Genomic DNA, 26,419 nt, shown 5'->3' with positions numbered 1-26,419 from the left:
GGTCACGTGACCGGCCGGGCCGGGCCCGGTCAGAACCGGTGCGGGCCGTCGGTGCCGGGCGCGCCGATCCGGTCGTCGCCGAGGCCCTGGCCGGGCAGGACGGGGAGCGGGTGCGGGCGTTTGGCCGAGCGGCCGTCGCCGGAGGAACGGCCCCGCAGGCGCCTGCCCAGCCAGGGCCCGAGGAAGGTGACGGCCCAGCGGATCTCCTGGGTCGTGACGTCCCATCGGGAGGGGCGGCTGTCCGGCGGTGGGAGGGGGCGGGTCCAGGAGTCGTCGCTGCCGGGCAGGTCGAGCGCGTGCGCGATGGCCGCCGCGATCCGCTCGTGTCCCGGCGGGGCGGCGTGCAGACGGTCCGTGGTCCACAACCGCGGGTCGGTGGCGGCCGGGTGGTGCGCGGCGTCGGCGACGGCGACGCCGTGACGGCGGGCCGCGGCGCGGATGCGGTCGTTGAGGGCGGTCACGCGGGGGGACAGGGGACGGGCGACCGGGATGATCCGGGTGATGTCGGGGAAGGTGACGGTCGCCACGCGGGCGCCCTGCGCGGTGAGCGCGGCGAACATCGCCTCCAGGTGGGCGGCGACCTCGTCGGCGTCGAAGCGGGGCCGCAGGAGGTCGTTGACCCCGGCGACGACCGTGGCGATGTCGGGGCGCAGGGCCAGGGCGGCGGGGAGCTGCCCGGCGCGGACCTGCGCGGCCAGCTGCCCGCGTACGGCGAGGTTGGCGTACCGGAGGCCGGGGGTGCTCGCGGCGAGGTGCTCGGCGAGCCGGTCGGCCCACCCGCGCAGGCCGACGGTGTCGTCGCCGTCGCCCAGCCCTTCGGTCTGGCTGTCGCCCAGGGCGACGTAGCGGGGGTGGTCATCGTGGGACATCGGTGGTCCGCCTCTCCCGCAGGACGGCCGCGGTCCGGTGGCACCAGTCGCGGTTGCCCTGTTCGAAGGCCAGGCCGCGCAGGCAGGTCAGGTAGGGGCCGATGTGGTCGCCGTGACGCAGGAAGTCCTCCTCGTCCCGGTCGCCGCGCATCCGCCTCAGGAGCCCGCCGAAGAGCTCGATCTTGGCGTCGGCGAGGGCGGCCCGTTCGAGGAGCCGCGTGACGAGCTCGTCGGGGTCGAGGTGGTCGGCGGCCTGGACCTTGACGAGGAGGTCGTCGCGGATGAACGACGGCTTGTCGGCGGTCGCCGCGAACCGGGTCAGCTCGGCGAGCCCGGCCTCGGTGACGGTGAACAGGCGCTTGTTGGGACGGGTGTCCTGGACGACCTCCCGGCCTGCGACCAGCCCCTCCCGTTCGAGCTTGGCCAGCTCGGCGTAGAGCTGCTGGGGGAGGGCGTGCCAGAAGTTGGCCACGCCGACGTCGAAGGCCTTGGCGAGCTGGTACCCGCTGAGCTCCTCGTTCAGCAGTGCCGCCAGCACGGCGTGCCGTAACGCCATCGGATGCCCCCTTCCTCTGTTCCGCGAACGCCCGCCATGATACTCACATACATGAGTAATCACATCTTTGACTAGGGAGTGTCCCATGGCCATGGCAGACCGGTTCCGGGCCGCCGTCGAGCGTCGCGATCTCTCCGCCCTGGAGGCGCTGTTCACCGGGGACGTCCGTCTCCACAGCCCGGTGACGTTCACCCCCTTCGAGGGGAGGGACGCGGTCCTGGGGCTGTTCGGCGTCCTGCTGCGCGTCTTCGAGGACTTCCGGTACGTCGGGTCCCTGGAGGGGGTCGCCGAGACCGCCGCCGACGGCGCCGAGGCCCCGTCGGCCGTGCTGCTGTTCCGCGCCGTCGCGGGCGGCAGGCAGATCCACGGCATGGACCTGCTCCACTTCGACGAGGCCGGCCTGATCAAGGAGATCACGGTGATGGTACGGCCGAGGTCCGCGGTCCACGCCCTGGGGGAGGCGGTGCTCGCGGGCCTCGTCGCCGACGGCCTCGTCCCGGCCCCGGCCGATCACTGAGACGGGACCGCTCCGCCTCCGCCCTGGACCTCGTCCCTGCCCCGGCCGCTGAGGCGAGAGCGCTCCGTCACCCGCCGTCGGCCTCGTCCCGGGGCTCCGGCCGGGCGCCGAGGCGGGGGACGGCCGGTCATCCCGGGGCGTCGCGGTGACGCAGCCCGTTCAGCAGCAGGGTGAGCAGGCGCTCGGCCTGCGTCCGGCCGTCCGGGGTCCCCGGGGCGGCCAGGGCGATGGCGCCGACCATCTTCAGCACGTCCGCCGCGTCCGCGTCGGCGGCGACCGCGCCCGACCGTCGCGCCCGCGCGAGCAGCGCGGCCCCCACCTCGAACAGCTCCGCGTGCCAGGCCGACACCGGGTCGTCCTCGCGGTCGAGCGCCGCGTTCATCACCGCGGCAGGCAGGCCCCGATAGGTCAGGGCGTGCAGGAGCGCGGCACGCAACCACGCGGACAGGGCGTCGAACTCGTCCCCGGCCGTCAGCAGCTCGCGGCCGAGGCCGGTCAGCTCGGCCATCCGCTCGCCGAGCACCGCCTCCACCAGGTCCGGCCGGGTGGGGAAGTGCCGGTACAGCGTCCCGCTGGCCACCCCCGCCCGCCGGGCGATCTCGTCCAGCGAGGCGTCCGGGCCGGACTCGGCGAACGCGATCCGCGCCTGCTCGAGCAGGCGCTCGCGATTACGCCGGGCGTCCGCGCGTCTCGGACGCCCGGCGTGCGGCCGCGCGTCGTGATCCGTCACCGCGACCTCCCGTCGTTGCTGACCGGGGACATGGTCCGTTACCGTGTCCATCTAACCGGACTGTGTCTCACTTTAGCGGCACGGCTCACCGAGCACGACGTATCAGAGCATGGAGGGCCGCCCGATGACACCGATGACACCGATGACGCCGTCGGAACACGACCGAACCGGCATCGACGAGCGGGGAACCGGTGCGCGCGAGGTCCTGGAGCGCTTCCGCCGGGCCTCCATCGCCCGGTCGGCCGACGACATGAGCCGTCTGTACGCGGCCGACGCGGTCCACGAGTTCCCGTTCACGCCCCCGGGCGTGCCGTCCCGGCTGGAGGGCCGGGACGAGATCGTGACCTGGATGACCGAGGGGTGGAAGGCCTACCCGCTGGCGTACGAGCGCTACCGCACCCTCGCCGTCCACGACACCGGCGATCCGGAGACGATCGTCGTCGAGCAGGAGGCCATCGGGACCAGCCCGTCCACCGGCGCCTTCGCGCTTCCCAACATCGTCGTGCTGACCGTGCGCGACGGGCGGATCGTCCGCCTGCGCGACTACGCCGACGTCCTGGCGGTCTCGGCCGCCCTGGGCGGCGACCTGTGAACGCGCCACCGCACCCGCCGTGCCGTCCCCGGCAGGGGTGACGGACCGCCTGTTCCCGGCACGGATGCCGCGTCACGGCCGGACCCGCGCGGCCCTGACCCCGGGCCGTCAGGGCAGCATGTCGCCTGCGTAGAGGGCGTAGACGGCGGCGCAGCGGCGCACGGCGGCCTCGTCGACGTACTCGCCGGGGCCGTGGGAGACCTCCAGCAGGCCGGGGCCGTGGCCGAAGGCGGGGATGCCGAGCTGGGCGTACCAGCGGGTCTCCAGGATGCCCGGGCACGTCTCGAAGCGGGCCGGTGCGCCGTGCAGGTCGCCGACGACACGCGCGAGCGCGACCGCGGCGGGGTGGTCACGCGGGGTCGCGGCGGGGGGCTGCAGCTGGGTGACGTGGACGGAGACCTCGGCGCCGATCTCGCTGGCGGCGTCCTCGACGATGCGGGTCAGGCGCTTGAGCTCGGCCTGGAGGTCCTCCTCGGGGTCGTAGCGGCCGTCGACGGTGAAGAAGGCCGAGCCGGGGACGACGTTGAAGGAGGAGCCGCTGCCGGACAGGCCACCGACGACGAGCATGTTGCCCCGGGCGTCCCCGGCGCTCATGGGGAGGACGGTGTGCCGGCCGGCCGTCTCGGCGGCGTGGCGCTCGACCGGGCGGGCGACGTGCAGCATGTGCCCGAAGGCGTTGACCCCGCGGTCGGCCTGCCCGACGTGGGCCTCGCGGCCCCGGACCTCCACGCGCAGGGACAGGGCGCCGCGGGCGGCGTTCCAGACGACGCCGCCGCTGGGCTCGGCGGTGACCATCGCCAGGGCGGCCGGGTCGATGAGCCCGGCGTCGCGCAGGTGGCCGGCGCCCAGGACGCTGCCGGTCTCCTCGTCGCAGACCAGGTGGACGACGATCCGGCCGGTGCCGACCAGGCCGAGCTCCCCGGCTGCGGCGGCGCCGTAGAGCATGGCGACGATGCCGCCCTTCATGTCCGCCGTACCCCGGCCGGTGATCCTCCCGTCGCGGCGCACCGGGGTGAACTGGTCGCGGCTCTGGGCGGGCACCACGTCGAAGTGCCCGTGGAGGTACAGCAGCGGGTCGCCGGCGCCGGCCGTGCCGCGGACGACGCAGGGGTCCTCCAGGCGGCCGGACGGGTCGGCGATGCCGATGATCTCCGGGGACAGGCCGAGACGGCCCATCGCCTCGCTCAGGATCCGGGCGCAGCGGCCCAGCGCGCGCCCGGGGGGATTCTCGGAGTCGACGGCCACCAGGCGTTCGAGGAGACGCGCCATCTCGTCGGCCCGCTCGTCGAGCCAGCTCTCGACCCGTGCGGCGTGGTTCGTCATGTCGTCGCCCTTCTCGTGTCCGGCCCGCCGCCAGGAACCGTCCCGAGGGGGAATGCACAGGTGAACGGGGGAGAGATACGGGTAATTCTAGGCCATGAATGACCTCATATGGTTTCCGATTCGACCTCTATGATGGCCATATGAGCAATGAAGTTACATTGGATGCCATCGACAGAGATATTTTGTTCCACCTTCGTCAGGACGGCCGGTTGACCAACGTCGAGCTGGCCAGACGGGTGGGGCTCACCCCGCCCCCGTGCCTGCGCCGGGTGAGGCGTCTGGAGGAGGCGGGTGTCATCACCGGCTACCGGGCCGTCGTCGACCACCGGGTCCTCGGCGCCGGGCTGGAGGTCATCGTCTCGATCGAGGTCAGCGTGAGCGACCTGAGGACCCTGGAAGGGCTGGAGCGGACCATCGCCGCCTACGAGGAGGTCGTCGAGTTCCGCCGCCTGTTCGCCACCCCCGACTACCACCTGCGGGTCCTGGTCGCCGACTACGCCGCCTACGAGAGGTTCCAGACCGAGAAGATCATCGGCATTCCGGGCGTGGCGCGGGTGATCTCCCAGCCCACCATGAAGAAGATCAAGGTTCTCGGCTGATCCCGTCCGCGGTCGTCCCCGCCGAGTGAATTTATTAGTTACAGAGTTTGAAATCTGTAATCCGTAACGATACAGTCGGGACATGACAACACGAACACTCGGAAGCAACGGCCTCGTCAGCGCGCCCATCGGCCTCGGCTGCATGGGCATGTCCGATCTGTACGGACCTGCGGACGAGGCGGAGGGCGTGGCGACCATCCACGCCGCGATCGACGCCGGGGTCACCCTGCTCGACACCGGCGACTTCTACGGCATGGGCGCCAACGAACTGCTCATCCGGGACGCGCTGCGGGCCCGGCCGGGCGACCGGGACAAGGTCGCCATCAGCGTCAAGTTCGGCGGCCTGCGCGGGCCCGACGGGGCCTGGATCGGCTACGACGCGCGCCCGGTCGCGGTGAAGAACTTCGTCGCCTACTCGCTCAAGCGGCTGGGCACCGACCACATCGACGTGTACCGGCCGGCCAGGCTCGACCCGGCGGTGCCCGTCGAGGAGACCGTGGGCGCGATCGGCGAGCTGGTCACCGCCGGGTACGTGCGCCACATCGGGCTGTCCGAGGTGGGCGCGGAGACCATCCGGCGCGCGGCGGCGACGCACCCGATCGCCGATCTGCAGATCGAGTACTCCCTGCTGTCGCGCGGCATCGAGACCGAGATCCTGCCCGTCTGCCGGGAGCTGGGGATCGGCGTCACCGCGTACGGGGTGCTGGCCCGGGGCCTGATCAGCGGGCACTGGTCCAAGGAACGGCCGATGGCCGCGGACGACTTCCGCGCGCACAGCCCGCGTCACGGCGGCGCGAACCTCGACGCCAATCTCGCCCTGGTCGAGCGGCTGCGCGAGGTCGCCGAGGAGTGCGGGATGTCGGTGGCGCAGATCGCCGTCGCCTGGGTGCTCGCGCAGGGCGACGACATCGTGGCGCTGGTCGGCGCGCGCCGCCGCGACCGGCTCGCCGAGGCCCTCGGCGCCCTGGACGTGACGCTGTCCGCCGACGACCTCGCGCGCATCGAGCGCGCCGTGCCGGCCGGTGCCGCGGCCGGTGACCGTTACCACCCGACGCAGATGGCGATGCTCGACAGCGAACGCTAGGGTTTTCCACCATGCCCGACCACGCACTCACCCCGGAGCGGATCATCGCCGCGGCCGAGGAGACGCTGCGCCGGTTCGGGCCCGCCAAGGCGACCGTCGTCGACGTGGCACGGGCGCTCGGCGTCAGCCACGCCGCGGTCTACCGGCACTTCCCGAGCAAGACCGCGCTGCGCGAGGCGGTGACGAGCGCCTGGCTGTCCGGGGTCCGGCAGCCGCTGGAGGAGGTGCGCGCCGGGTCCGGCCGGCCGGCCGCGCCGCTCCTGCGGGAGTGGCTGACGGTGCTGGCACACCAGAAGCGGGATCGGGCCCTGCGCGACCCGGAGCTGTTCGCCACCTACGTGGCGCTGGTGGGCGAGTCGAGCGGCGCGGTGGAGGCGCACGTCTCCGAGCTCGTCGCCGACCTGACCGGCATCATCGCCGCGGGCGTCGAGGAGGGCGTCTTCCGGGTGGCGGACGCGGGCACGGCGGCCCGCGCGCTGCTCAACGCGACGAGCCCGTTCCACAACCCGGCGTACGCCGAGGCCTGGAGCAGGCCGTCGTTCGAGCAGGACCTGCAGGACGTGCTCGACCTGCTGCTGCGCGGGCTGTCCTGAGCGACCGGCGGCGACGGACGAGCGAGAGAGGGCAGGCTTCATGCTGATCAGGGCGGCACGGGCGGACGAGGCCGGGGCGCTGAGCGAGCTGGCGATCCGCTCCAAGGCCCACTGGGGGTACGACGAGGAGTTCATGGCGGCCTGCCGGGACGAGCTGGCGGTCGCGGAGTCCGAGGTCACGCGGCTGCGGACCACGGTGGCCGAACACGACGGCCGCGTCCTGGGGTTCGCCACGCTCGGGGGAGACCCGCCGGAGGGGTCCCTGGGCATGCTCTTCGTCGAACCGGACGCGATCGGCCGGGGCGTCGGCCGGCGCCTGTTCGAGCACGCCGTCGCCACGGCGGAGGACCTCGGCTTCGAGCGCCTCACCATCGACGCCGACCCGAACGCCGAGCCGTTCTACCTGGCCATGGGCTCCGTCCGGATCGGCGCGACCCCGTCGGGCTCCGTCCCCGGGCGGATGCTCCCGCTGCTCGCGATCACCGTCGCGGACCGGCGGAAACGGGAGTGAACGGCCCCGGCGGCGAGATCACCGGGGAGCGGCCGGCCGGGCGTGGCCCTTCCGGCGGACCTTGATGTCGCGCATGTCCGTCACCGCGACCCGCAGGATCCGGTACGGGTACCCGTGCGCCTGCAGCGCCGCCACGGCCCGCCGGGTGACGGCCGGCTCGTCATCGTCGCCGTCGTCCTCCGGGGGCACCTGGCAGCGGAAGGTGAACGACGAGAGGCTGGAGTCGCAGGTGAAGGTGCCCGCCTCGGTGAAGCCGCCCGGCAGGAGGTCGGCTCCGGACGACAGGCGGGAGCGATCGGTGTCGCTCAGCCCGTCGAACGTTCCGCTGATCAGAACCCTGAACATCATCGGTCCTTTCTGGTGGCACAGGTGAGGACGGTCTCGCCGAGCAGGTCCTCGATGACGTCCAGGAGGCGCAGCACCTCCGTGGCGATCGTCCCCGGGGTCTCCCCGGCCGCGGTGCGCCGGCCGATCTCGGTGAAGACCAGCGCGTGGGCCAGGCCGATCTGGGCGGCCACCACCCGGGGCAGCGGGTCGTCGGGGCCGGTGCCGGTCTCCTCGGCGAGCACGGCCGCCAGGGCGGCGGTCATCTGCCGGCCGAGCTCCTCCAGCCGGGCGGTCAGCGTGGGGGCGGCCCGCATCATCTCGTAGACCCGGCCGAACCCGTCGGTCAGGCCCAGCGCGCGGTCGCGACGGCGCACCTCGTCGCGCAGGCGGGCCAGCACGGCCCGGGCGGCGGACTCGCCGGGGCCGCGCTCCCGGACGATGTCGGCGAGCCGCTGCTCGGCCGTCCGCTGCGGGGCCAGGACCAGGTCCTCCTTGGCCTGGAAGTAGTTGTAGAGGGTGTTCACCGACACCTCCGACGCGGCGGCGACCTCCGCGATCGTGACGTGGTCGAATCCGCGTTCCACGAACAGGCCGAGGGCCACGTCGTGGATGCGCTGCCGCGTCTGCCGCTTCTTCTGTTCCCGGAGCCCTTCGGTCATGGAAGGAAGTTAAGTGGACTTCAAAGATGAAGTCCACTGTATTTTTGCAGTGCGTTTCAGTTTTCCGGTCGTACGCGACGCCCTAGCCGGTCACGGCACTCGCGAGGCGGCCACGCAGGCGGGCCGCGTCCTGGGCGGGGGGCAGGCCGTAGTGACGCCGGTACTCGCGGTTGAACTGCGTCGCGCTCGCGTACCCGACCGTCTCGGCCACCACGGCCGCGGTGGTGTCCCCGGCGACCAGCAGCCGCCGCGCCTCCTGGAGCCGCAGGTGCTTCTGGAACCGCAACGGGCTCATCCCGGTCGCGGTCTTGAAGTGCCGGTGCAGGGTGGCCGCGCTCATGTGCGCCACCGCCGCGATCGACTCGACGGTGAGCGGCTCGCTGTAGTGCGCGCAGATCCACCCGGCCGCCGCGCTCACCCGGGCCGCGCCCGAACCGGTCAGCGCGAGCCGGCGCAGGGTGGGGCCCAGCGGGCTGCCGAGCAGCCGGTAGAGGATCTCGCTCTCGATCCGGGCCGCCAGCGGGCGGATGTCGTCCGGGGTGTCGAGCAGCCGCACCCACCGGGTGACCGCGTCGACCAGCTCCGGCGTCATCGGCGCGACGACCTGCCCGCCCGGCCCGCCCGCCCCGCCCGGTCCGGCCGGCGCACCCGGGCCCGTCTCCTCCAGCTCCAGCAGCAGGTCGGCGAGCACCCGGCCGTCGAACCGCAGCACCGCCGCGCGGTACGGCGTCCGCTCGAACACCGCGGTGACCGGAACCCGGAGCGAGCTCAGCATCATCTCGCCGCTCCCGGCCACCCGGCTCCGGTCTCCGGTGACGGTGCGCTTGGCGCCGTCGGCGATGAAGCAGATCATCGGCTCGTACAGCAGGTCGGTGGGACCGATGGGCTCGTCGATCGTGACCAGCGTGAGGTGGGGGACCGCGCTCTCGGCCCACAGGCCGTCGCTGTGCCGGGCGATCACGGCCGCGAGATCGTCCGGCATGCCGCGCTCCTTCGGTGAGAGGATCAGGCAATACTATGCGGCCCTGGCCTCATGACCTCCCGGAGGGCGTGTCCCTACCGTGGGGAGCATGACACAGCATGAGCAGAACCTGCCGAAGCGCGCGCTCGGCACCCAGGGACTGGAGGTCGGCGCGATCGGCCTCGGCACGATGGGCATGACCATGGCCTACGGTGCCGCCGACGAGGAGGGCGGGATCGCCACCATCCGCCGGGCGTACGAGCTCGGCGTCACCTTCTACGACACCGCCGAGCTGTACGGCATGGGAACCGGCAGCAACGAGCGGCTGCTCGGCCGCGCCGTGAAGGACTTCCGCGACGACGTCGTGATCGCCACCAAGTTCGGCTTCGACCTGAGCGACCCGCAGAGGGCGGGGCTGGCGCTGGACAGCCGGCCGGAGCACATCCGCGAGGTCACCGAGAACAGTTTGCGCCACCTCGGCACCGACCGCATCGACGTGCTGTACCAGCACCGCGTCGACCCGGACGTGCCGATCGAGGACGTGGCGGGCACGGTCGGCGAGCTGATCGCCGAGGGCAAGGTGCGCTACCTAGGGCTCAGCGAGGCGGGCCCCGACGTCGTCCGCCGCGCCCACGCCGTCCACCCGGTGTCGGTGCTGCAGACCGAGTACTCGGTGTTCGAACGCGCCGTCGAGGCCGACGTGCTGCCGGCCGTACGCGAGCTGGGCATCGGGTTCGTGCCGTACTCGCCGCTGGGCCGGGGATTCCTCACCGACGCGGTGCGGCCGGCCGCCGACTACCCCGCGGACGACATGCGCAGCTGGGACGACCGCTGGCAGCCCGGCAACTACGAGAAGAACCTGGCCGCCGTCGGCGAGCTGACCGCGCTCGCGCAGGCCAAGGGGATCACGGTCACGCAGCTGGCGCTGGCGTGGCTGCTGGCGCAGGGCGACGACATCGTGCCGATCCCCGGCACCCGCAGCGCCCGGCGCGTCGCCGAGAACGTCGCCTCGGCGTACGTCACGCTCACCCCGGAGGACCTCGCCCGCGTCACGGAGATCCTGCCGCGCGGCGCGGCCGGGTCCCGCTATCCGGAGACGATGATGCCGTCCTGGTGACCTCCGTCCCCGATCCTGAGGTGACGCAGGGACGCCGGGCACCCGCCGGTGACCGGCGGGTGCCCGGCGCGCCCGGGGCGGCCTCACCTCACGGGGCGGGGACCTCGCGCACCAGGCGAGAGGTCCAGGGGCACCAGAGCAGGCCGGGCAGGAACGCGCCGCCCGCCTCGTCCAGGTGGTCCTCGACGTAGGGCATCGTGGCGTCGCACACCTCGATGGCGACGTCGAAGAAGTCGATCGTGGCGGGGTCGTAGTGGTAGCTCCAGCCCGGGTTGTAGGGGGCGGGACGCTTGACGATCCTGCCGAGGACGTGGGGCCTCTCGGTGGTCGCGCCGCTGATCAGATCCCTGGCGTGCTGGATCTCGGTGGGGTCGGTGAGCTGGAGGACGCCCTTGCTCCCGGTGATGTCGGTGAACTCGAAGTAGGCCCCCGCGTCGGCCCGCCGGTCCTCCGGCCGGACCTGGGCGTGAGCGGGGGCGATCAGGACGAGCAGGGCGATCGTCGTGAGGACGGCGATCCTTGGAGCGATACGTCGCATGTGGGTCTCCGGTGATCGGGGGTCGTGTCCACGACCGTTCATCACTCAAAGTAATGTATTCACTACTGAAAGTAACTGAAGACGTCCTCATCCGGCCTCACCCGGGCTTCCGTCCCTCGGCCGCACGGGCCTCCTCGGCGCACCGGCCCCGTTCCCCTCGCCCCCGGCGCCGCACACCACGGCGCGCGGGCGACGCCGAAGCCGTCCGCCTCCGTCGGTTAGGGTCGCGGTGTGGGTCCTCACCGCATGCCGGCCGCCGAGGTGGACGTCTCCCCGGATCTGGTACGCCGGCTCCTGGCCGCCCAGCACCCCGACCTCGCGCACCTGCCCGTCGAGACGATGGCGAACGGGTGGGACAACGTCGTGTGCCGGGTCGGGGACGCGCTGGTCGCCCGGCTGCCGAGACGTGAGGTGGCCGCCCGGCTGCTCGTGCACGAGCAGCGGTGGCTCCCGGTTCTCGGGCCCCGGCTGCCGCTGCCGGTGCCCGTACCGGTGCGCATCGGGCGACCGGGTCCCGGCTACCCGTGGCCGTGGAGCGTCGTCCCGTTCCTGCCCGGCCGGGTCGCCGCGCGGACGCCGCCGGCCGACCCGCCGGGCGCCGCGGCCGACCTCGCCGGGTTCCTCGGGGCCCTGCACGTCCCCGCCGCACCGGACGCCCCCGTCAACCCCGTCCGCGGCATCCCGCTCGCGGACCGCGAGGCGACGGTCATCCGGAACCTGGACGTACTGGGCCGCCTGGTCGATCGCGGGGCCGTGATGCGCGCGTGGGAGACCGCGGTCGCGGCACCGGCGTGGGACGGGCCCCCGTCGTGGCTGCACGGCGACCTCCACCCGGCCAACATCCTGGTCCGTCGCGGTCGTATCAGCGGTGTGATCGACTTCGGTGACATCACCTCCGGCGACCCCGCCACGGACCTGTCCGTGGCCTGGATGCTCCTGCCCGCCGGATGCCACGGCGTCTTCCGGGACGCCTACGGGGCGGCGGCCGGGCACGTGCCCGGCGAGCACCTCTGGACGCGGGCACGAGGGTGGGCGCTCGCGCTGTCGCTCGCGTTCCTGGCCCATTCGGCCGATGCCCCGCTGACGGCGGAGACGGGCCGCCGCACCCTGGAGGCCGTGCTCGCGCGGTCCGCCCGCCTCCCGGGCTGACCGGCCGGGCGCGGCGTCGTCTCAGCCGACGCGCTTGTCCACCGGTTCGGAGAAGCCGTCCTTCAGGGTCCAGACGAGCGAGCTGCGCCACTCCAGGGACCTGCTGGAGAAGACGGCCCTTTCGCCGCCGTCGGTGACGGTGACGCGTTCCCAGCCGTCGAACGACCTGGTGAGGTGGTGGTCCCACCTGCTCAGATCCCCCACCCCGACCGCCGCGACGGACTCCATCGGGGGCTCGCCGTCCGCGCAGTAGGGGGCGAAGTTCGCGATCGCCGTGACCGTGCCACCGACGGCCCGGAGCTCGATGCCCTGACAGGCGTCGGTCTCGGTGCGGTAGATCAGGCGTGGCCTGGTCCACCCGCGGCCCGGGACGTGGTGCTGCTCGAAGAGCCCCCGGCGACGCCCGTAGTGCATCGCCACCCTGCGGCCGTCCGCGAGCGTGATCTCCGCCTCGAACCGGTCCCGATCGGGCTCGATGTCGCTTCCGCGGGGCCCGTCGGAAGGCCCGGGGGCCCCGGAGCTCTTCTCGGCGGTGGGGCCGGGCGCGGGGGAGCGTTCCTGCGCGGGCGGGGCACCGCCCGTCCGCGGGGCGGGCCGTTCCCCGCCGCACGCCACCGCGGCCGCGAGCAGCGCCGTGCAGGCGAGCATCCGTGTTCCGGCCGTGCTCACACGTCTCACCACGATCCCCTGTCGGGGCCCGCGCCGCACGCGCGGGCCGGGCCGTCGATCGCCGGTCACCGCATCCTTCATACCGCAGGCCCGCCGGGCACGGCGGTCCCGGCGGTCACCCGTCATACGATCGTGGCCCGCGCGATCCGCGAGGCGGTCTCCGGCACCCGCGCTCGGCACCGGTCCTCGGCGCGGGCCGCGGAAGGACTTGAACCTCCACCGAGGGGAGATGCGAGGGTGTGCGGCATGGACGGGGACGCGCTCTACTCGATCGGTGACCTGGCCCGGCGCACCGGGCTGACGGTCAAGACCATCCGGTTCTACTCCGATCGCGGGATCGTGCCACCCGCCGGCCGAAGCCCGGCCGGCCACCGCCTGTACGGCGCCGCCGACGCCGCCCGCCTGGACCTCGTACGGACGCTGCGCGACCTGGAACTGGACCTGCCCACGATCCGGAGGATCCTGGACCGGGAGATCCCGCTGGCCCAGGTCGCCGCGGCGCACGCCGAAGCGCTCACCGTACAGATCCGGACGTTGCGCCTGCGGCGCGCGGTGCTGACGGCCGTGGCCAGGCACGGGTCGACCCCCAAGGAGATGGATCTCATGCACAGACTGGCCGCGCTGTCCGAAGAGGAACGCCAGGAGATGATCGACGACTTCCTCGACGCCGTGTTCGGCGGCCTGGAGGCCGACCACGGTTTCGTGGGGATCAGGCGCTCGATGACCCCGTGCCTGCCCGACGACCTCGAGACCGAGCAGGTCGAGGCGTGGATCGAGCTGGCCGAGCTGTCCCGGGACCCGGACTTCCGCGACGGCATGCGCCGGATGGCCCGGGACCACGCGGCCGAACGGGCCGAGGGCGGGAACCCGGTGATACGCCGCGACCTGGCCGCGGTCGTCCGGGACCGGGCCGGCCGTGCCGCCTCGGACGGCACGGACCCGGCCTCGCCCGAGGCGGGCCGCGTCGTCGCGGACATCACGGCCCGGTACGCCGGTCTCGTCGGCCGTCCCGACGACGCGGGGCTCCGGCGGTCGATGCTGGACCGGCTGGAGAACATGAACGACCCCCGCCGGGAGCGGTACTCCCACCTGCTCGCGGTGATCAACGGCTGGCCGGCCCCGGAGTCCCTGACTCCGGTGCTCGACTGGTCGGTCCGGGCCCTGCGCACCCGCGTCCACCCCCCGGGACCCGATCGCGAGCCGTGAGCGCGACCGGACGGCCGGGGGCGCCGGCGGGCCTGGTCGCGTCGGCCTCACCGGCCTGTCGTGACGGCACGCGGGCGGGACACCGGGCGCGTCAGCCGGTGGCCCGGCAGACGGTTCCCTTCTGCGGCAGCCGGCCGGTGACCAGGTAGCGGTCGACGTGCTCCGTCGCGCACACCGACCTCATGTACGCGGTGTGCCCCGTCCCGTCGTAGGTCAGCAGGCCCGAGCCGCGGATGCGCGACGACAGGGCCCGCGCCCAGACGAGCGGGGTCGCCGGGTCGTGGGCGGTGCCGACGACGAGGATCGGCGGGGTGCCGTGGACGTTCACCGGCCGCTGCGGGTTGCTCGGGGGGACCGGCCAGCCGAGGCAGCCGACCGTCATGTCCCAGAACTCCGAGGTGCCCCCCATGTGCGGAGACAGCCTGCGGACCTGCTTCAGCCGCGCCCGCAGGTCCCGGTGGCCGCGGATCTGCGGGTCGAGGTCCAGGCACATGACGGAACGGTACGCCGCGGTGCTCGCCGGGTCGTCGAGCGCCTGCGCCCGCATCGAGGCGAAGATCGTGGCGTCGCCCTTCTCCGCCTGGACGATCCCGGCGGCCAGGCCGCCGGCGTACTCGGGCATCGCCGTGAGGAAGGTGTACCCCACGTAGCGCAGCTCCTCGGCGGTGATCGGCCGCCCGTTCCGCACCGGCACGGGGGTGCGCTCCGCCCCGGCGACGAGACGGTCCCACACCCGCGCGACGTCACGGCCGTGCAGGGGACAGCTCGCCGTACGGTCGCACCATTCGACGAACCGGTCGAAGGAGTCCTCCACCGCCCTGGCCGCGTCGGTGACCAGGCGGCGGGAGCTCATCCCGTGGTCGACCGCGCCGTCCAGCGCCATGGTGCGGACCCGGCCGGGGAAGAGCCCGGCGTACTCGGTGCCGAGGATGGTGCCGTACGACTTGCCGAGGAAGCTGATCTTCTTCTCGCCGAGCGCGGCCCGTACCGCGTCGAAGTCCCGGGCGACGCTCACGGTGTCGACGTTGCGCAGCAGGGGCCCGGTGGCGGCCAGGCAGCTCTCGCCGACCGCCCTGTTGTGCGCGACCAGCCTGTCGTACTCGGCCCGGGTGTCGGGGAACTCGCCGACCTTCGGGTCGTGCACCGGCAGCCCGCAGCGTACGGCGCCGCTCCCGCCGACCCCCCGCGGGTCGATGCCGACGACGTCGAACCGGCGCCGCACGTCGTCCGAGAGGATCGCGGAGGGGAAGTCGCGGACGACCAGTGCCGCCTGGCCGCCGGGCCCGCCCGGGTTGTAGAGGAGGGTGCCGATCCGCGCGCCGGGATCGGTGGCCCTGCGCCGCACGACGGACAGTTCGATCGCCGGGCCCTCCGGGGCGGACCAGTCGAGCGGCACCTCGACGGATCCGCACTCGGCTCCGGCCTGCTCGCCGCACGGCCGCCAGGAGATCGTCGTGCCGCCCGTCGTGCTGCCGGTCGTGCTGCCGGTCGTCGTGGTGCCGGTCGTGGTGCCGCCGGAGGCGGACGCCGCCCCGCCGGCGGCCACGAGCGGCAGGGCCGTCGCGGCCACCAGGAGGGAGGCCATGATGTTTCGTCTCATGGGAGGCCATGCTCGTGCGGCACTCCTGCCCCGATCATCGTCCGAAAGTACGGCCGTCCCCGTCCCTCGTCGGCCTGGAGGTCACATCGCGGAACCGTGACGTGTCGCGCGGCGGCGGCCGCGGCGGGACATGATGAAGGACGACGGGACCCGGATGTGGCCCCGTGGTCCCTGTTCGCGACGACCGCCGTGAAGAACGATGAGGCGATCCGGACATGCTCGATGGAGTTCTCATGAGTCATCTGTTCGCCCTCCTGGCCCGCTACGTGATCAGGCTCACCGGAACGGTCGGGGTGCTCTGGGGTGTCGCCTACATGATCAACGGCATCACCCAGGTCCCCGCAGGCATCGCCGTGCGCGTCACCCCCTCCCTGGAATCCGGTGATCACCTGCGGCTGGGCGGGAGGGAACTCCCCGCCGGGGTCCGTCTCGACGACGGGGACCTGTCGCTGTACGTCGAGGGCTCCACCGTCGCCGAGCAGGTGCTCTCCCGGGCGGACGTCCTGGTGAGCGGTCTGTGCATGGGCGTCGCCGCCCTGCTGCTGATCGCCCTGCTGAACTCCGTCGCGCGGGGACGGCCCTTCCAGCGGGGCAACCCCGCCCGGATCGCCTGGCTCGCCGTCCTCGTGACGGTCTCGGGCTGCGCCTCCGTGCTGCCGGGCATCGCGGAGGGGATCGTCATCGACCGGGTGGGGCTCGCCGGGACCTTCCGGCCGTCGTCCGGCCCGTCATGGGTGCCGGTCGTGGGTGCCGTGCTCCTTTTCGCACTGGCCCTGGCGTTCCGCGAGGGAGCGAAGGGACCGCGGGCCCCGGAGACGCCGGAGACGCCGGAGGTGCCCGCGGCGACGGGGCCGACGGAGTCGACGGGGCCGGGGGCGGGGGCGGGAACCGCGGGCGTCGGCGACCCGCGCGGGTGACCGCGGGCGCCCCGGGACCGGGGCCGCGCGACGCCCCCTGCACCATGGCGTAGGGTTGCCGGGGCGCCGCGCGAGGCCGCCGTGTCAGGCCGGGGCGCGTGTGCGGACCGGCCGGTGCGGACTTGCCGCGCCGTTCCCGGCCCGCCGCGTCCGCCTCCGTGACGACATACCGAGGGAGTCCGCTTGAGCGAGTCCGTCCCGCCCGTGCTCGTCTTCGACATGTTCGGGGTCATCGCCCGCCACCAGTCCCCGGAGAGCCTCCTGGCCATCGAGCGTGCCGCCCGCCTGTCGGGTCCGCGGCTGTGGCGGCCCTACTGGGACCTGCGGGCGCCCTACGACCGCGGGGACCGGTCGGGGAGGGACTACTGGCGGACCGTGGCCGGTGCCGCGGAGACCGAGTTCGGCGACGACCAGATCGACGAGCTGATCGCCAGGGACCTGGACAGCTGGAGCGAGGTCGACGACGAGATGGTCGAGTTCGTCGCGGACATGAGCGGCCGGACCAGGGTCGCCCTGCTGTCCAACCTCCCCGCGGACCTGGCCGCCCACGTCGAGCGGCTTCACCGGCCGTTGCTGGAGCTGTTCGAGGTGCGCGCGTTCTCCTGCCGCATCGGTCACGCCAAGCCGGAGGCGGAGGTCTACACCTGGTGCCTGGAGCGGCTGGGGGTGCCCGCCTCGGACACGATGTTCGTCGACGACAGGACGGAGAACGTGCGCGCCGCCGAGCGGCTGGGCATGGCGGGACACCTCTTCGTCTCCCTGGACGAGCTGCGCCGGGCGCTCAAGGAGCCCCACCGGGCCACGACGCCGAGCGCCGGCGGATGACACCGGTACGGCCCGGCACCGCGAGCGCGGAGCCGGGCCGTACCTTCCCGTCGGGGGGTCCTGCCGGTGGTGACTACCGGTAGGTGATGTCGGACGGGGAGTACCGGCAGTGCACCGGGTCGGGACCAGAGCCGATCTTGGTGGGCTCGCTGCCCTTGGGCACGCCCTTGTAGCGCTCACAGATGGTGGCGCTGCCGTAGACGGTGATCCGGCTGAAGCGCGCGGTGTCGCCCCAGTTGGAGTTGATCCCGGCCAGCAGCTTGGTGGACCGGGCGGTGACGCCGTCCATCACCACGTGGCGCTCGTAGGAGCTGGAGCAGTTGCCGCAGGCGCGGTAGAGCTTGCCCGAGCCGTGCACCTGGAAGTTGCGGATGGTCACCGTGCCCGCGCCGTTGTGCTGGAAGACCTTGTCGGTGCCGGACTTGGCGCCGCCGCCGTCCACCAGGTAGGTGGCCGAGGAGCTGGTGCCCTTGAAGGTCGCGGCGTCCTCGCCGACGTCGTTCCACCAGACGTTGCGGATGGTGCAGGAGCCCTCGCAGTGGATGCCGTCACCGGCGGGCGCGTCGAGGATGACGTTCTGGATCGTGCCGCCGTTGGCCACGACGAACATCGGGTCCTGGCCCTCGCCCTGGCCACCGTCGCCGATGCCGTAGTAGCGCTTCATGCCGCCGTCGAAGAACGTCCCGGCGTTGCGGGTCGTCGGGGTGTGGACGTTGCCGGTGGACGAGGGCCACGCGCCGCTGCCGTCGCCCCCGGTGCCGCCGGTGGGGGTCACGGTCGGCGTGGGCGTGGGTGTGGGCGTCTGGGTGGGGTCGGGGTTGCCGCCGCCACCGGCGGGCGTCAGCGTCCACTGCTTGGTGGAGGCCGAGTCGCAGGAGTTCTGCTGCAGCGGGGCACCGGACGAGGAGGAGTTGTCCTTGACGTTGAGGCACTTGCCGCCGTTGGCGTTGACCACCCGGTAGGCGTTGCCGGAGGCGGTGAGCTGCCAGGTCTGCGAGGACGCCCCGGTGCAGGACTCCTGCTGGACCGCCTTGCCCGCGCTGGTGGAGGCGTCGCGCACCCCGAGGCACTTGCCGCTGTGGTTCGCGGTCAGCCGGTAGCCGCCTCCGGAGGAGGCGAGGGAGAAGACCTGCCCGGCCCCGCCCGTGCAACCGGACTGCTGGAGCTGTACGCCGTCACCGGTGTTCTGCCCGGGGACCGTGGCGCACAGGCCGCTCCCGGCGTTGACCAGCGTGTAGTTGCCGTTGGAGGGGGCGGCCGAGGCGGGGGTGCTGAGCACGGCCACCATCCCGCCGGTCGCCATGAGGCCGGCGGTCGTGGCGATCGCCAGCCTGACGCCGAGTCTTCTTGCGTGTCGCACGTGAAGCTCCGTTCGATATCGGGTGTGCCGGGCCGTCGCCTCGGCGTCCGCGCGACGGGGCATCGACGCGGGACGGTGTGGCGGCGTCACGAGGGCACGTGCGGGCCGGGCGTCACGACGGTTCCACCCGGCGTCGTCCCCCGAGCGTGCCGGTGCCCGTCGTTTCCGCCGCGATCCTGCTTCTCAACGAGACATGGATACGGGTCCGGGAGGCGCTCGTCGTCGACGAACGTTCCCGCGGAACCGGTAAGCGCTTTCCGAAGCCAGGAAAGCACATTGTTACGGCGATGTGAAGTCCTTCCGGACATGCCGGATCCGGGCCGGGAGGGCGGGGACCGGAGGGGAGGGGGCCGGCACGGCCCGAAGGACGGGCCCACCACGCCATGACACGGCCGGGAACCCCCGGGGAGCGGATCGCCCGCGTCGTCCCGGCGTCCTGAAACTTTCACGGACCGGGAAGCCGGGCGGTTTACCGTCCCGCGGCCGGGACAGAAGCCGGTGAGAACGGCAGCGACGTCCCCACCGACGGAGGAGGCCACCATGGGCATCGAGGACAAGATCTCCCACAAGGCCGAGGAGCTCAAGGGCCGGGTCAAGGAGAACCTCGGGCACGCGACCGGTGACGAGCGGCTGCGGACCGAGGGCCGGGCCGACCAGGCCTCGGGGAGCCTCAAGCAGGCCGGTGAGAAGGCCAAGGACGCCGGTAAGAAGATCAAGGACGCCTTCGGCCGCTGACACCCGGCCACGGGCGACGGCGCGGGCCGCATCGCGTGCGTACCCGCGCCGTCCCCGCCCGCCCTCGGGCCGGGTCCCGGCCCGAGCGTGTCACAGGGCCGTGTCACAGAGCCGTGTCACAGAGCCGTGTCACAGGGCCGTGTCACAGGGCCGTGGTGTCCAGAACCCGTGTCACAGGGCGGGTTCGTGCCCGCGTGAACGACGCGGGACGGGGTGCGCAGGCCGTGGCCCCCGCACCCCGCGGGGTCACTGCCTGCGGAACGTCTGGGCCGGGGAGCCGTTGCAGTCCCACAGTTGCAGGCGGGTGCCGTTGGCGGTGGTGCCGTTGGGGGAGTCGAGGCAGCGTCCGGACTGGGGGTTGAGCAGGGCGCCGTTGGCCTGGGGGACCCACTGCTGGGCGCCGCCGCCGTTGCAGTCCCACAGCTGGACCTGCGAGCCGTTGGCCGTGGCGTTGCCGACCACGTCCAGGCAGCGGTTCAGCGTGCGCAGCGCCCTGCCGTCCCAGGCCCAGTGCTGGTCGACGCCGTGGGGCTGGCAGTCCCACAGCTGCACCGCCGCGGTGTTGCCGCCGATGTCGTCACCGGCCACGTCCACGCACTTGCCACCGGGACCGTTGACGAACGTGGCCCCCTCGGAGCCTCCGCCCATCCGGAACGCCTGGGCCGGGGAGCCGTTGCAGTCCCACAGTTGCAGGCGGGTGCCGTTGGCGGTGGTGCCGTTGGGGGAGTCGAGGCAGCGTCCGGACTGGGGGTTGAGCAGGGCGCCGTTGGCCTGGGGGACCCACTGCTGGGCGCCGCCGCCGTTGCAGTCCCACAGCTGGACCTGCGAGCCGTTGGCCGTGGCGTTACCGGTCACGTCCAGGCAGCGGTTCAGCGTGCGCAGCGCCGTACCGTCCCAGGTCCAGTGCTGGTCGGCGGCCTGGATCTGGCAGTCCCACAGCTGCACCGCGGAGCCGTTGCCGCCGGTGTCGTCGGCGGCCACGTCCACGCACTTTCCTCCGGGACCGTTGACCGGCCGGCCGGGCGGGGGCGGGGCGGTGTTCAGCCGCTTGGAGGCGGCGATGATGCCGAGGTTGGCCGCCCTGACCCTGGCCGCGTCGAACTTGGCCACCTGCCGGTCGTAGGTCCAGAAACCGTTGACCTCGCCCTCCACGTCGAACGGCTGCGTGTAGACGAGCGCGCTGAGCCCGCGGGTGTGCATGAGGTTCGCCGACTGGGCGACGAGGCTCACGTAACGGTCGGTGATCGACTTCACGTTCGGGTGCATCTCGTACGCGCCGAACTGGCCGTTGGGGCTGTACTCGTGACCGGGGACCCGCACGCCCAGACCGCCGTACTCGCCGAGCACGGACGTCCGGGTGCTCGTCGGCGTGGGCGCGTCGGGCCCGACGTAGACGTGCCAGTCCATGATGTCGCCGTTGCCCGGATCGCCCTTGGACGCGCAGCAGTTGTAGCCGCTGTGCCCGTTGACGAGCCGGGTCGGGTCCTGGTTCTTGACGTTCTGGATGACCCGTGAGGTGTCGGCCAGGTTCCACTCGCCCCAGCCCTCGTTGAACGGGACGTAGGTGACGACCGCGGGCGACGAGCGGTGCTCGTCGACCATCTCCCTCAGCTCGCTCTCCCACTGCGCGTGCTGGGCGTCGTTCCCCCCGCCCATGCTCGGCATGTCCTGCCAGACCAGCAGGCCGAGGCGGTCGGCGTGGTGGTACCAGCGCTGCGGCTCCACCTTGATGTGCTTGCGGACCATGTTGAAGCCGAGGTCCTTGATCTTCTGCAGGTCGCTCGCCAGCGCGGCGTCGGTCGGCGCGGTGTGCAGGCCGTCGGGCCAGAAGCCCTGGTCCAGCACGCCGTTCTGCATGACGAACCGGCCGTTGAGCGTCAGCACGAGCCGCCCGTCGACCACGGCCTTGCCGACCTCGCGCATCCCGAAGTAGTGCGTGGTCCGGTCGACGGTCGCGCCTCCGGCGTTGCGCAGGGAGATCCGCAGGTTGTACAGGAACGGGTCGTCCGGTGACCACCGCCGCGCGTCGGGGACGGGGACGCTGAAGTCGGTGAAGCCGCCGGTCGCGGTGCCGACGACGGTCGCGCCGTCCAGCGCCTCGGCGTACACCGAGTGGCCCGAGACGTCGCCGCGGGTGAAGACGCGGACCCGCAGGGTGTTGTTCGCCAGGTTGGGGTAGAAGTCGACGCTGTAGACGGACGAGGCGGGGGTCGGCTCCAGCCACACCGTCTGCCAGATGCCCGACGACGGCGTGTACATGATGCCGCCGGGGCTGCGGACCTGCTTGCCCCTGGCGGGGCTGCTGCCCGCGGCGCCGGAGTCCGTCGGGTCGAAGGCGCGCACGATCAGCTCGTTCGTCCCGCCGTTGAGGTGCGGGGTGATGTCGAACTCGAACCGGTCGTAGCCGCCCGTGTGGCCGCCGACCTGTACGCCGTTGACCCAGACGGTCGTCTGCCAGTCCACGGCGCCGAAGTGCAGCTGCACCCGCCGGCCGTTCCAGCCCGCCGGCACGGTGAACGTCCGCCGGTAGGTGAGGTAGTACCGGTTGTCGTTGGCCGCCCGCTTGATCCCGGAAAGGGCGGACTCGACGGGGAACGGCACGTTGACACGTTCCGGCAGCGTCTGCCCGAACACCGGGGGGTCGTTGGTGGTCGACTGCCGCAGCTGCCACTCCCCGTTGAGGTTCTGCCAGTCCGGCCGGGTCATCTGCGGCCGGGGGTACTCCGGCAGGGGCGTGCCGTTCAGTGCCTGGTTCGTCCACGGCGTCGTCAGCGGGGACGGCTGGGGCGGGACCGCGGCGGCGGCCTGCGGCAGGCCGGTGGCGAACGTGGCCAGGCCCACGAGACAGGCGACGACGGAGTGCAGCAGCCGTCGTCGATGGCGTACGCGTTGCATGGGATCTCCTCAGGGGGGTGATGGTTCGGAGATGTGCGGGATCGCGGTGAGGTGGTGCGCGCCCGGCGGCCGGGAGCGGCGGGGGCGGGTGCGGGTGGACGCGGTGCGGGTGGAGGTGGTGCGAGGGTGGGACGCGGGGATCGCCGGGTGTGCGCCCCGGAAGGGCGTCCGCCCAACGGGTGGGATGATCAGAAGTGAATACTTTGAAACATCTCGTGTCAATATTCGATCGGATCTGATCGCGCCGATCGCGCATCGTGTCCCGCGCGGGCCCGGGGCGTCTCGTGACACCCGTGTCGCTCCACCTGGCCGTCCGCCCGGCCGTCGTGACGTCCGGGCATCACGGCGGCGGGGAACGCGGCCGGCCCGGCCCGTCGTGACGTCCGGGTGTCGCGCGCCGGTCGCGACGGCCGGGTGTCGCGCGGCGGGAAACGCCTCATGCCCGGCCGTCGTGACGGCCGGGCATGACGCCGCGGGGGACGCCGCCGGATCGCGGCGTCCCGGGCCGGCGCCGTCCGGGAAGGGGGCGCGCCGCCCCCTCACGTCAGGTGTCCTGTTGTCGTATCCCGCCGAGCACGCGGTGCGTGATGACGACGATGGCGAGGAACGCGCCGCTGACGACCTGCTGGAAGGAGGACGAGAGCCCGGGGATCTGGTTGATCAGGTTCTGGATGACCCCCAGCAGCAGCGCCCCGGCGATCGTGCCGCCGAGACCGCCGGCGCCGCCGGTGAGCAGGGTCCCGCCGATCACCACGGCCGCGATCACGTCGAGTTCGAGCCCGATGCCGAGGATCGTCACGCCGGAGGACAGGCGGGCGGCGTTGAGCGCCCCGGCCAGACCGGCGAGCAGCCCGGACATCAGGTAGACCATGATCTTGGTACGGGCCACCGGGACGCCCATGAGGGCCGCGGCGTCCTCGTTGCCGCCGATGGCGTAGACGTTCTGCCCGAACCCGGTGCGCTGCAGCAGGATCGCCGCGGCGGCCAGGATCACCAGCATGATGAAGAAGGGGTAGCCGATCTCGAACAGGGCGCCCTGGCCGATGCCCGCGAACACCTTGTCCTCCACCAGGTAGGTGGTGGCGCCCTCGTCGGTCATGGAGAGCATCAGGCCGCGCGCGCCGAGCAGCCCGGTCAGGGTGACGATGAACGGCGCCATCCGGGTCCGGGCGATGATCAGCCCCTGGACCAGGCCGAACGCCCCGCAGACCGCGAGCGGCAGCGCCAGCGCCACGACGGCGCCGTGACGGGAGCCGTACGCGGCCAGGACCCCGCCGAGCACGAACAGCGAGCCCACGGACAGGTCGATGCCGCCGGAGATGACGACGAAGGTCATGCCGATCGCGATGATCGCCAGGAACGAGGAGGCGGTGGCGATGTTGCCGAGGTTGGCCGGCGTGGTGAACGCGTCGAACCCGAGCGTGCCCACGACCAGCAGGACGCCGAGCACGACGAGGGCCCCGTGCCGCTGGAAGAGCCGGCCGGCGCGTTCCCGGGACGTCGGCCCGGTGGCCGCCGATGGTGCCGGACGAGCGGTCTGGGTGGTCACCGGCGCTCCCGTGCTGCGTAGACGGCCGCGAGGATGATCGCGGCCTGGGCCATCTGGGTCCAGGACTGGGGAAGGTTGTGCTTGATGAGGGTCGCCTGGAGGAGCTGCATCAGCAGGGCGCCCATCACGGTGCCGAGCACCCGCACGCGGCCTCCGGTCAGCGGGGTGCCGCCGACCACGACCGCGGTGATGGCCGACAGCTCCATGAACAGTCCCAGCGAGGTGGGGTCGCTGGCCTGCAGCCGGGAGGTGGCGAGCGTCCCGGCGATGGCGGCGAGCACGCCGGACAGCACGTACACCGACAGCAGCACCCTGCGCACCGGCAGCCCGGCGAGCCTGCTGGCGGCGCGGTTGCCGCCGATGGCGACGAGCTGGCGCCCGAAGGTGGTCCTCCTGACGAGGAACGCCACGGCGACGATGAGCGCGACGGCCACGAGGACGACGATCGGCACACCGGCCACCGAGTCGCTGCCGAGCGCGACGAGGGTGGGGTTGGAGAACTCCCGCAGCTGGGGGAGCAGCACGTTGGCCAGGCCGCGTACCCCGACCAGGAGGGCCAGCGTGGCGACGATCGGCTGTACGCCCACCACCGCCACCAGCGCTCCGGCGGCCGCGCCGACCAGCGCCCCGCCGGCGATCGCCATGGCGATCGCCGCGGGGGCCCCGTACCCGAGGTAGAGGGCGGTCAGGGAGGCGGCCAGGGCCATCACCGAGCCGACCGACAGGTCGATCCCCTCGGTGCCGATCACCAGCGCCATGCCGAGCGCGACGATCACGATCGGGGTGACCTGGACGAGCTGGGTGCGGAAGTTGTCGGCGGCCAGGAAGTGCGGGGTGAAGGCGGCGTTGAAGACGAACAGCGTGGCCACCGCCGCGTACACGCCGTACCGCTGGAGCCAGGCGATCGTCCCGGCCCGGCCGGACGAGCCCTTGCGCGGGGCGTCGGTCACCACGGTGGTCTCAGTCATCGTTCTTCCCCGCGATCGCGGCCATGATCTTCTCTTCCGTCACGTCGTCGCCGCTCAGCTCACCCGCGACCGCTCCGTCGCGGAGCACCACGACGCGTTCCGAGCCTTCGACGAGTTCCTCCAGGTCGGAGGAGATGAGCAGGACGGCCAGTCCTTCTGCGGCCAGGTCGTCGATGAGGGCCTGTACCTCTGCCTTGGCGCCGACGTCGATGCCTCGGGTGGGTTCGTCCAGCAGCAGGACCTTGGGGTTCATGGCCAGCCAGCGGGCCAGCAGGACCTTCTGCTGGTTGCCGCCCGACAGCTCACCGGCACGCTGACCCGGACCCGCGGCCTTGATGCGCAGGCGGCTCATGAACGTCTCCACCACGCGGTCGACGGCGGCCTCGGAGACGATCCCGGCCCGCGCCAGCCTCGGCAGGGCGGCCAGCACGATGTTCTCCCGCACGGACAGCGTGGGCACGATCCCCTCGGCCTTGCGGTCCTCGGGGAGCAGGTTGATCCCGGCCCGGATGGCGGCGCCGACCGAGCCGGAGGGAACCGCCTTCCCCTCCACCGTGACCTGCCCGGAGTCCAGCGGCAGGGCACCGGCGATCGCCTTGGCCGTCTCGCTGCGTCCCGATCCCAGCAACCCGCCCAGGCCGACGATCTCCCCGGGCCGCAGGGCGAGCGACACGCCGTTCAGCACGTGCTCGCGGTCGAGCCCGGTCGCCGACAGCACCGCGGGGGCGTCGCGCGAGTGGTCGCGGCCGCCGAACCTGGTCAGGCCCTCGGAGGCGACCTGCTGCAGGTCACGGCCCAGCATCAGGGAGATCAGCCGCAGCCGCTCCAGCTCCGCCAGCGGGCCGGTGTGCACCAGGCGGCCGTCACGCAGCACGGTGACGTGGTCGCAGATGCGGTAGAGCTCCTCCAGCCGGTGGCTGACGTAGATCACCGACCGGCCCTGGGCCTTGAGGTCGGCGATGGTGTGGAACAGCCGGTCGACCTCGCGCGGTTCCAGCGAGGAGGTGGGCTCGTCCATGATGACGACCTGTGCGTCGGCCTGTACCGCCCGGGCCAGGGCGACCATCTGCTGGGAGCCCAGGCCGAGCGATCCCAGCGGGCGGCGCACGTCCGGGCGGATGCCGTACCCGTGCAGGATCTCCGAGGCCCGCCGCCGCATCTCGGCGAAGTCGATGAGGCCGAAGCGGCCCCGCGGCTCGCGGCCGAGGAAGAGGTTGCGCGCCACGCTCATCTGCGGGACGAGGTTGACCTCCTGGTAGATGGTGGCGATCCCGGCGCGCTGGGCCTGCAGCGGGCTGGTGAAGTCCATCCGCTCGCCCCGGTACCTCACCTCACCCGCGTCGAGCCGGTAGACCCCGGTCAACACCTTGATCAACGTTGACTTGCCCGCGCCGTTCTCCCCGACCAGCGCGTGCACCTCCCCCTGGCCCAGGGCGAAGGAGATGTGGTCGAGGGCCGTGACCCCGGGGAACACCTTGAGGGCGCCGACGGCCTCGAGGACCGGATCGCTGACTGGCACGGGGCTCCTTTCCTGCCACCCGGCGCACGCGCGCTGGGCACGGGCGCCGGG

At 72.8% G+C, this 26,419-nt stretch carries 27 protein-coding genes; 12 read left to right on the top strand and 15 right to left on the bottom strand.

Annotated elements, in window-relative coordinates; all coding sequences use genetic code 11:
• Nucleotides 1-29: 29 nt before the first annotated feature.
• Together ACZ6RT_RS21225 and ACZ6RT_RS21220 are read right to left on the bottom strand one after the other, a co-directional pair.
• Complete coding sequence (locus ACZ6RT_RS21225; RefSeq protein ID WP_470155536.1) at nucleotides 30-869, bottom strand: SGNH/GDSL hydrolase family protein; 840 nt, start codon at nucleotides 867-869, stop codon at nucleotides 30-32.
• Nucleotides 856-1,425 carry a PadR family transcriptional regulator gene (locus tag ACZ6RT_RS21220; protein WP_344897327.1) on the bottom strand — a complete coding sequence of 190 codons (570 nt, stop codon included), beginning with the start codon at nucleotides 1,423-1,425 and terminating at the stop codon, nucleotides 856-858. The genes ACZ6RT_RS21225 and ACZ6RT_RS21220 overlap by 14 nt, the downstream gene beginning before the upstream one ends.
• Before the next feature lie 85 nt (nucleotides 1,426-1,510).
• Between ACZ6RT_RS21220 and ACZ6RT_RS21215 the strand changes: the two genes are divergently transcribed.
• Entirely contained in the window at nucleotides 1,511-1,942 is a 432-nt protein-coding gene (locus tag ACZ6RT_RS21215; protein ID WP_399195121.1) for a nuclear transport factor 2 family protein, read from the top strand.
• Nucleotides 1,943-2,069: 127 nt separating this feature from the next.
• Here ACZ6RT_RS21215 and ACZ6RT_RS21210 read toward each other — a convergent pair whose 3' ends face one another.
• Nucleotides 2,070-2,723, bottom strand: coding sequence for a TetR/AcrR family transcriptional regulator (locus tag ACZ6RT_RS21210; RefSeq protein WP_470155534.1), 654 nt, complete (start codon nucleotides 2,721-2,723; stop codon nucleotides 2,070-2,072).
• 73 nt (nucleotides 2,724-2,796) lie between these two features.
• On the opposite strand from ACZ6RT_RS21210, the gene ACZ6RT_RS21205 reads away from it, so the two are divergent.
• Entirely contained in the window at nucleotides 2,797-3,264 is a 468-nt protein-coding gene (locus tag ACZ6RT_RS21205) for a nuclear transport factor 2 family protein (protein WP_399195125.1), read from the top strand.
• Nucleotides 3,265-3,372: 108 nt separating this feature from the next.
• Here ACZ6RT_RS21205 and ACZ6RT_RS21200 read toward each other — a convergent pair whose 3' ends face one another.
• On the bottom strand, nucleotides 3,373-4,587 hold the full coding sequence (locus ACZ6RT_RS21200; RefSeq protein ID WP_470155533.1) for a M20 family metallopeptidase: 1,215 nt from the start codon (nucleotides 4,585-4,587) through the stop codon (nucleotides 3,373-3,375).
• Nucleotides 4,588-4,727: 140 nt separating this feature from the next.
• Here ACZ6RT_RS21200 and ACZ6RT_RS21195 point away from each other — a divergent pair, with 140 nt between their 5' ends.
• The 4 genes from ACZ6RT_RS21195 (at nucleotide 4,728) to ACZ6RT_RS21180 (ending at nucleotide 7,374) form a co-directional block, all read left to right on the top strand.
• A complete protein-coding gene (locus ACZ6RT_RS21195) occupies nucleotides 4,728-5,186 on the top strand; it encodes an Lrp/AsnC family transcriptional regulator (protein ID WP_399195129.1) in 459 nt (152 codons plus the stop codon).
• An 82-nt stretch (nucleotides 5,187-5,268) separates the two neighbouring features.
• On the top strand, nucleotides 5,269-6,270 hold the full coding sequence (locus ACZ6RT_RS21190; RefSeq protein WP_470155531.1) for an aldo/keto reductase: 1,002 nt from the start codon (nucleotides 5,269-5,271) through the stop codon (nucleotides 6,268-6,270).
• 11 nt (nucleotides 6,271-6,281) lie between these two features.
• Nucleotides 6,282-6,863, top strand: a complete 582-nt coding sequence (locus ACZ6RT_RS21185; protein ID WP_399195133.1) for a TetR/AcrR family transcriptional regulator — start codon at nucleotides 6,282-6,284, stop codon at nucleotides 6,861-6,863.
• A 40-nt stretch (nucleotides 6,864-6,903) separates the two neighbouring features.
• Entirely contained in the window at nucleotides 6,904-7,374 is a 471-nt protein-coding gene (locus ACZ6RT_RS21180; protein WP_470155530.1) for a GNAT family N-acetyltransferase, read from the top strand.
• Nucleotides 7,375-7,392: 18 nt separating this feature from the next.
• Here the strand turns inward: ACZ6RT_RS21180 and ACZ6RT_RS21175 are convergent, their stop codons facing one another.
• From ACZ6RT_RS21175 to ACZ6RT_RS21165, 3 genes are all read right to left on the bottom strand, one after another.
• The gene (locus ACZ6RT_RS21175; protein WP_470155528.1) at nucleotides 7,393-7,722 is read right to left on the bottom strand and encodes a DUF6204 family protein; all 330 of its coding nucleotides are present in this window, start codon (nucleotides 7,720-7,722) and stop codon (nucleotides 7,393-7,395) included.
• A complete protein-coding gene (locus ACZ6RT_RS21170) occupies nucleotides 7,719-8,360 on the bottom strand; it encodes a TetR/AcrR family transcriptional regulator (protein WP_470155526.1) in 642 nt (213 codons plus the stop codon). The genes ACZ6RT_RS21175 and ACZ6RT_RS21170 overlap by 4 nt, the downstream gene beginning before the upstream one ends.
• 82 nt (nucleotides 8,361-8,442) lie before the next feature.
• Nucleotides 8,443-9,342, bottom strand: coding sequence for an AraC family transcriptional regulator (locus tag ACZ6RT_RS21165; protein WP_399195141.1), 900 nt, complete (start codon nucleotides 9,340-9,342; stop codon nucleotides 8,443-8,445).
• Nucleotides 9,343-9,430: 88 nt separating this feature from the next.
• Between ACZ6RT_RS21165 and ACZ6RT_RS21160 the strand changes: the two genes are divergently transcribed.
• Nucleotides 9,431-10,438, top strand: coding sequence for an aldo/keto reductase (locus ACZ6RT_RS21160; protein ID WP_399195143.1), 1,008 nt, complete (start codon nucleotides 9,431-9,433; stop codon nucleotides 10,436-10,438).
• Nucleotides 10,439-10,526: 88 nt separating this feature from the next.
• On the opposite strand, the gene ACZ6RT_RS21155 is transcribed toward ACZ6RT_RS21160, so the two are convergent.
• The gene (locus ACZ6RT_RS21155; protein ID WP_399195144.1) at nucleotides 10,527-10,976 is read right to left on the bottom strand and encodes a BP74-related protein; all 450 of its coding nucleotides are present in this window, start codon (nucleotides 10,974-10,976) and stop codon (nucleotides 10,527-10,529) included.
• A gap of 231 nt (nucleotides 10,977-11,207) precedes the next feature.
• Between ACZ6RT_RS21155 and ACZ6RT_RS21150 the strand changes: the two genes are divergently transcribed.
• On the top strand, nucleotides 11,208-12,125 hold the full coding sequence (locus ACZ6RT_RS21150; protein WP_470155524.1) for an aminoglycoside phosphotransferase family protein: 918 nt from the start codon (nucleotides 11,208-11,210) through the stop codon (nucleotides 12,123-12,125).
• A gap of 21 nt (nucleotides 12,126-12,146) precedes the next feature.
• On the opposite strand, the gene ACZ6RT_RS21145 is transcribed toward ACZ6RT_RS21150, so the two are convergent.
• Complete coding sequence (locus tag ACZ6RT_RS21145; RefSeq protein ID WP_470155522.1) at nucleotides 12,147-12,794, bottom strand: hypothetical protein; 648 nt, start codon at nucleotides 12,792-12,794, stop codon at nucleotides 12,147-12,149.
• A 246-nt stretch (nucleotides 12,795-13,040) separates the two neighbouring features.
• Between ACZ6RT_RS21145 and ACZ6RT_RS21140 the strand changes: the two genes are divergently transcribed.
• The gene (locus ACZ6RT_RS21140; RefSeq protein WP_470155520.1) at nucleotides 13,041-14,000 is read left to right on the top strand and encodes a MerR family transcriptional regulator; all 960 of its coding nucleotides are present in this window, start codon (nucleotides 13,041-13,043) and stop codon (nucleotides 13,998-14,000) included.
• 91 nt (nucleotides 14,001-14,091) lie between these two features.
• Here ACZ6RT_RS21140 and ACZ6RT_RS21135 read toward each other — a convergent pair whose 3' ends face one another.
• Nucleotides 14,092-15,600: an alpha/beta hydrolase gene (locus ACZ6RT_RS21135; RefSeq protein WP_470155518.1), complete on the bottom strand. Its 1,509-nt coding sequence runs from the start codon at nucleotides 15,598-15,600 to the stop codon at nucleotides 14,092-14,094.
• A 233-nt stretch (nucleotides 15,601-15,833) separates the two neighbouring features.
• Between ACZ6RT_RS21135 and ACZ6RT_RS21130 the strand changes: the two genes are divergently transcribed.
• Both ACZ6RT_RS21130 and ACZ6RT_RS21125 read left to right on the top strand, forming a co-directional pair.
• Nucleotides 15,834-16,517: a hypothetical protein gene (locus tag ACZ6RT_RS21130; protein WP_470155516.1), complete on the top strand. Its 684-nt coding sequence runs from the start codon at nucleotides 15,834-15,836 to the stop codon at nucleotides 16,515-16,517.
• 183 nt (nucleotides 16,518-16,700) lie between these two features.
• Nucleotides 16,701-17,342, top strand: a complete 642-nt coding sequence (locus ACZ6RT_RS21125; RefSeq protein ID WP_470155514.1) for an HAD family hydrolase — start codon at nucleotides 16,701-16,703, stop codon at nucleotides 17,340-17,342.
• A gap of 73 nt (nucleotides 17,343-17,415) precedes the next feature.
• Here the strand turns inward: ACZ6RT_RS21125 and ACZ6RT_RS21120 are convergent, their stop codons facing one another.
• Complete coding sequence (locus ACZ6RT_RS21120; protein WP_399195160.1) at nucleotides 17,416-18,702, bottom strand: pectate lyase; 1,287 nt, start codon at nucleotides 18,700-18,702, stop codon at nucleotides 17,416-17,418.
• A gap of 540 nt (nucleotides 18,703-19,242) precedes the next feature.
• Between ACZ6RT_RS21120 and ACZ6RT_RS21115 the strand changes: the two genes are divergently transcribed.
• On the top strand, nucleotides 19,243-19,437 hold the full coding sequence (locus ACZ6RT_RS21115; protein ID WP_470155511.1) for a CsbD family protein: 195 nt from the start codon (nucleotides 19,243-19,245) through the stop codon (nucleotides 19,435-19,437).
• Between the two features lie 246 nt (nucleotides 19,438-19,683).
• Here ACZ6RT_RS21115 and ACZ6RT_RS21110 read toward each other — a convergent pair whose 3' ends face one another.
• The 4 genes from ACZ6RT_RS21110 to ACZ6RT_RS21095 all read right to left on the bottom strand — a co-directional run bounded on the left by ACZ6RT_RS21110 (nucleotide 19,684) and on the right by ACZ6RT_RS21095 (nucleotide 26,368).
• Nucleotides 19,684-22,332: a ricin-type beta-trefoil lectin domain protein gene (locus ACZ6RT_RS21110; protein WP_470155509.1), complete on the bottom strand. Its 2,649-nt coding sequence runs from the start codon at nucleotides 22,330-22,332 to the stop codon at nucleotides 19,684-19,686.
• A gap of 544 nt (nucleotides 22,333-22,876) precedes the next feature.
• Nucleotides 22,877-23,881 carry an ABC transporter permease gene (locus ACZ6RT_RS21105; protein ID WP_399195166.1) on the bottom strand — a complete coding sequence of 335 codons (1,005 nt, stop codon included), beginning with the start codon at nucleotides 23,879-23,881 and terminating at the stop codon, nucleotides 22,877-22,879.
• A complete protein-coding gene (locus tag ACZ6RT_RS21100) occupies nucleotides 23,878-24,849 on the bottom strand; it encodes an ABC transporter permease (RefSeq protein ID WP_399195168.1) in 972 nt (323 codons plus the stop codon). The genes ACZ6RT_RS21105 and ACZ6RT_RS21100 overlap by 4 nt, the downstream gene beginning before the upstream one ends.
• On the bottom strand, nucleotides 24,842-26,368 hold the full coding sequence (locus tag ACZ6RT_RS21095) for a sugar ABC transporter ATP-binding protein (protein ID WP_399195170.1): 1,527 nt from the start codon (nucleotides 26,366-26,368) through the stop codon (nucleotides 24,842-24,844). The genes ACZ6RT_RS21100 and ACZ6RT_RS21095 overlap by 8 nt, the downstream gene beginning before the upstream one ends.
• Nucleotides 26,369-26,419: the final 51 nt, after the last annotated feature.

The sequence above is a fragment of the Streptosporangium sp. NPDC050148 genome (assembly GCF_055586505.1).
This window is presented reverse-complemented; position numbering and strand designations above follow the sequence as displayed.

Excerpts from the sequence above, each read along its gene's own strand:
- ACZ6RT_RS21225 (WP_470155536.1), bottom strand. The coding sequence starts at position 869 with ATGTCCCACGATGACCACCCCCGCTACGTCGCCCTGGGCGACAGCCAG.
- ACZ6RT_RS21220 (WP_344897327.1), bottom strand. The coding sequence starts at position 1,425 with ATGGCGTTACGGCACGCCGTGCTGGCGGCACTGCTGAACGAGGAGCTC.
- ACZ6RT_RS21215 (WP_399195121.1), top strand. The coding sequence starts at position 1,511 with ATGGCCATGGCAGACCGGTTCCGGGCCGCCGTCGAGCGTCGCGATCTC.
- ACZ6RT_RS21210 (WP_470155534.1), bottom strand. The coding sequence starts at position 2,723 with ATGGACACGGTAACGGACCATGTCCCCGGTCAGCAACGACGGGAGGTC.
- ACZ6RT_RS21205 (WP_399195125.1), top strand. The coding sequence starts at position 2,797 with ATGACACCGATGACACCGATGACGCCGTCGGAACACGACCGAACCGGC.
- ACZ6RT_RS21200 (WP_470155533.1), bottom strand. The coding sequence starts at position 4,587 with ATGACGAACCACGCCGCACGGGTCGAGAGCTGGCTCGACGAGCGGGCC.
- ACZ6RT_RS21195 (WP_399195129.1), top strand. The coding sequence starts at position 4,728 with ATGAGCAATGAAGTTACATTGGATGCCATCGACAGAGATATTTTGTTC.
- ACZ6RT_RS21190 (WP_470155531.1), top strand. The coding sequence starts at position 5,269 with ATGACAACACGAACACTCGGAAGCAACGGCCTCGTCAGCGCGCCCATC.
- ACZ6RT_RS21185 (WP_399195133.1), top strand. The coding sequence starts at position 6,282 with ATGCCCGACCACGCACTCACCCCGGAGCGGATCATCGCCGCGGCCGAG.
- ACZ6RT_RS21180 (WP_470155530.1), top strand. The coding sequence starts at position 6,904 with ATGCTGATCAGGGCGGCACGGGCGGACGAGGCCGGGGCGCTGAGCGAG.
- ACZ6RT_RS21175 (WP_470155528.1), bottom strand. The coding sequence starts at position 7,722 with ATGATGTTCAGGGTTCTGATCAGCGGAACGTTCGACGGGCTGAGCGAC.
- ACZ6RT_RS21170 (WP_470155526.1), bottom strand. The coding sequence starts at position 8,360 with ATGACCGAAGGGCTCCGGGAACAGAAGAAGCGGCAGACGCGGCAGCGC.
- ACZ6RT_RS21165 (WP_399195141.1), bottom strand. The coding sequence starts at position 9,342 with ATGCCGGACGATCTCGCGGCCGTGATCGCCCGGCACAGCGACGGCCTG.
- ACZ6RT_RS21160 (WP_399195143.1), top strand. The coding sequence starts at position 9,431 with ATGACACAGCATGAGCAGAACCTGCCGAAGCGCGCGCTCGGCACCCAG.
- ACZ6RT_RS21155 (WP_399195144.1), bottom strand. The coding sequence starts at position 10,976 with ATGCGACGTATCGCTCCAAGGATCGCCGTCCTCACGACGATCGCCCTG.
- ACZ6RT_RS21140 (WP_470155520.1), top strand. The coding sequence starts at position 13,041 with ATGGACGGGGACGCGCTCTACTCGATCGGTGACCTGGCCCGGCGCACC.
- ACZ6RT_RS21135 (WP_470155518.1), bottom strand. The coding sequence starts at position 15,600 with ATGAGACGAAACATCATGGCCTCCCTCCTGGTGGCCGCGACGGCCCTG.
- ACZ6RT_RS21130 (WP_470155516.1), top strand. The coding sequence starts at position 15,834 with ATGAGTCATCTGTTCGCCCTCCTGGCCCGCTACGTGATCAGGCTCACC.
- ACZ6RT_RS21115 (WP_470155511.1), top strand. The coding sequence starts at position 19,243 with ATGGGCATCGAGGACAAGATCTCCCACAAGGCCGAGGAGCTCAAGGGC.
- ACZ6RT_RS21110 (WP_470155509.1), bottom strand. The coding sequence starts at position 22,332 with ATGCAACGCGTACGCCATCGACGACGGCTGCTGCACTCCGTCGTCGCC.
- ACZ6RT_RS21100 (WP_399195168.1), bottom strand. The coding sequence starts at position 24,849 with ATGACTGAGACCACCGTGGTGACCGACGCCCCGCGCAAGGGCTCGTCC.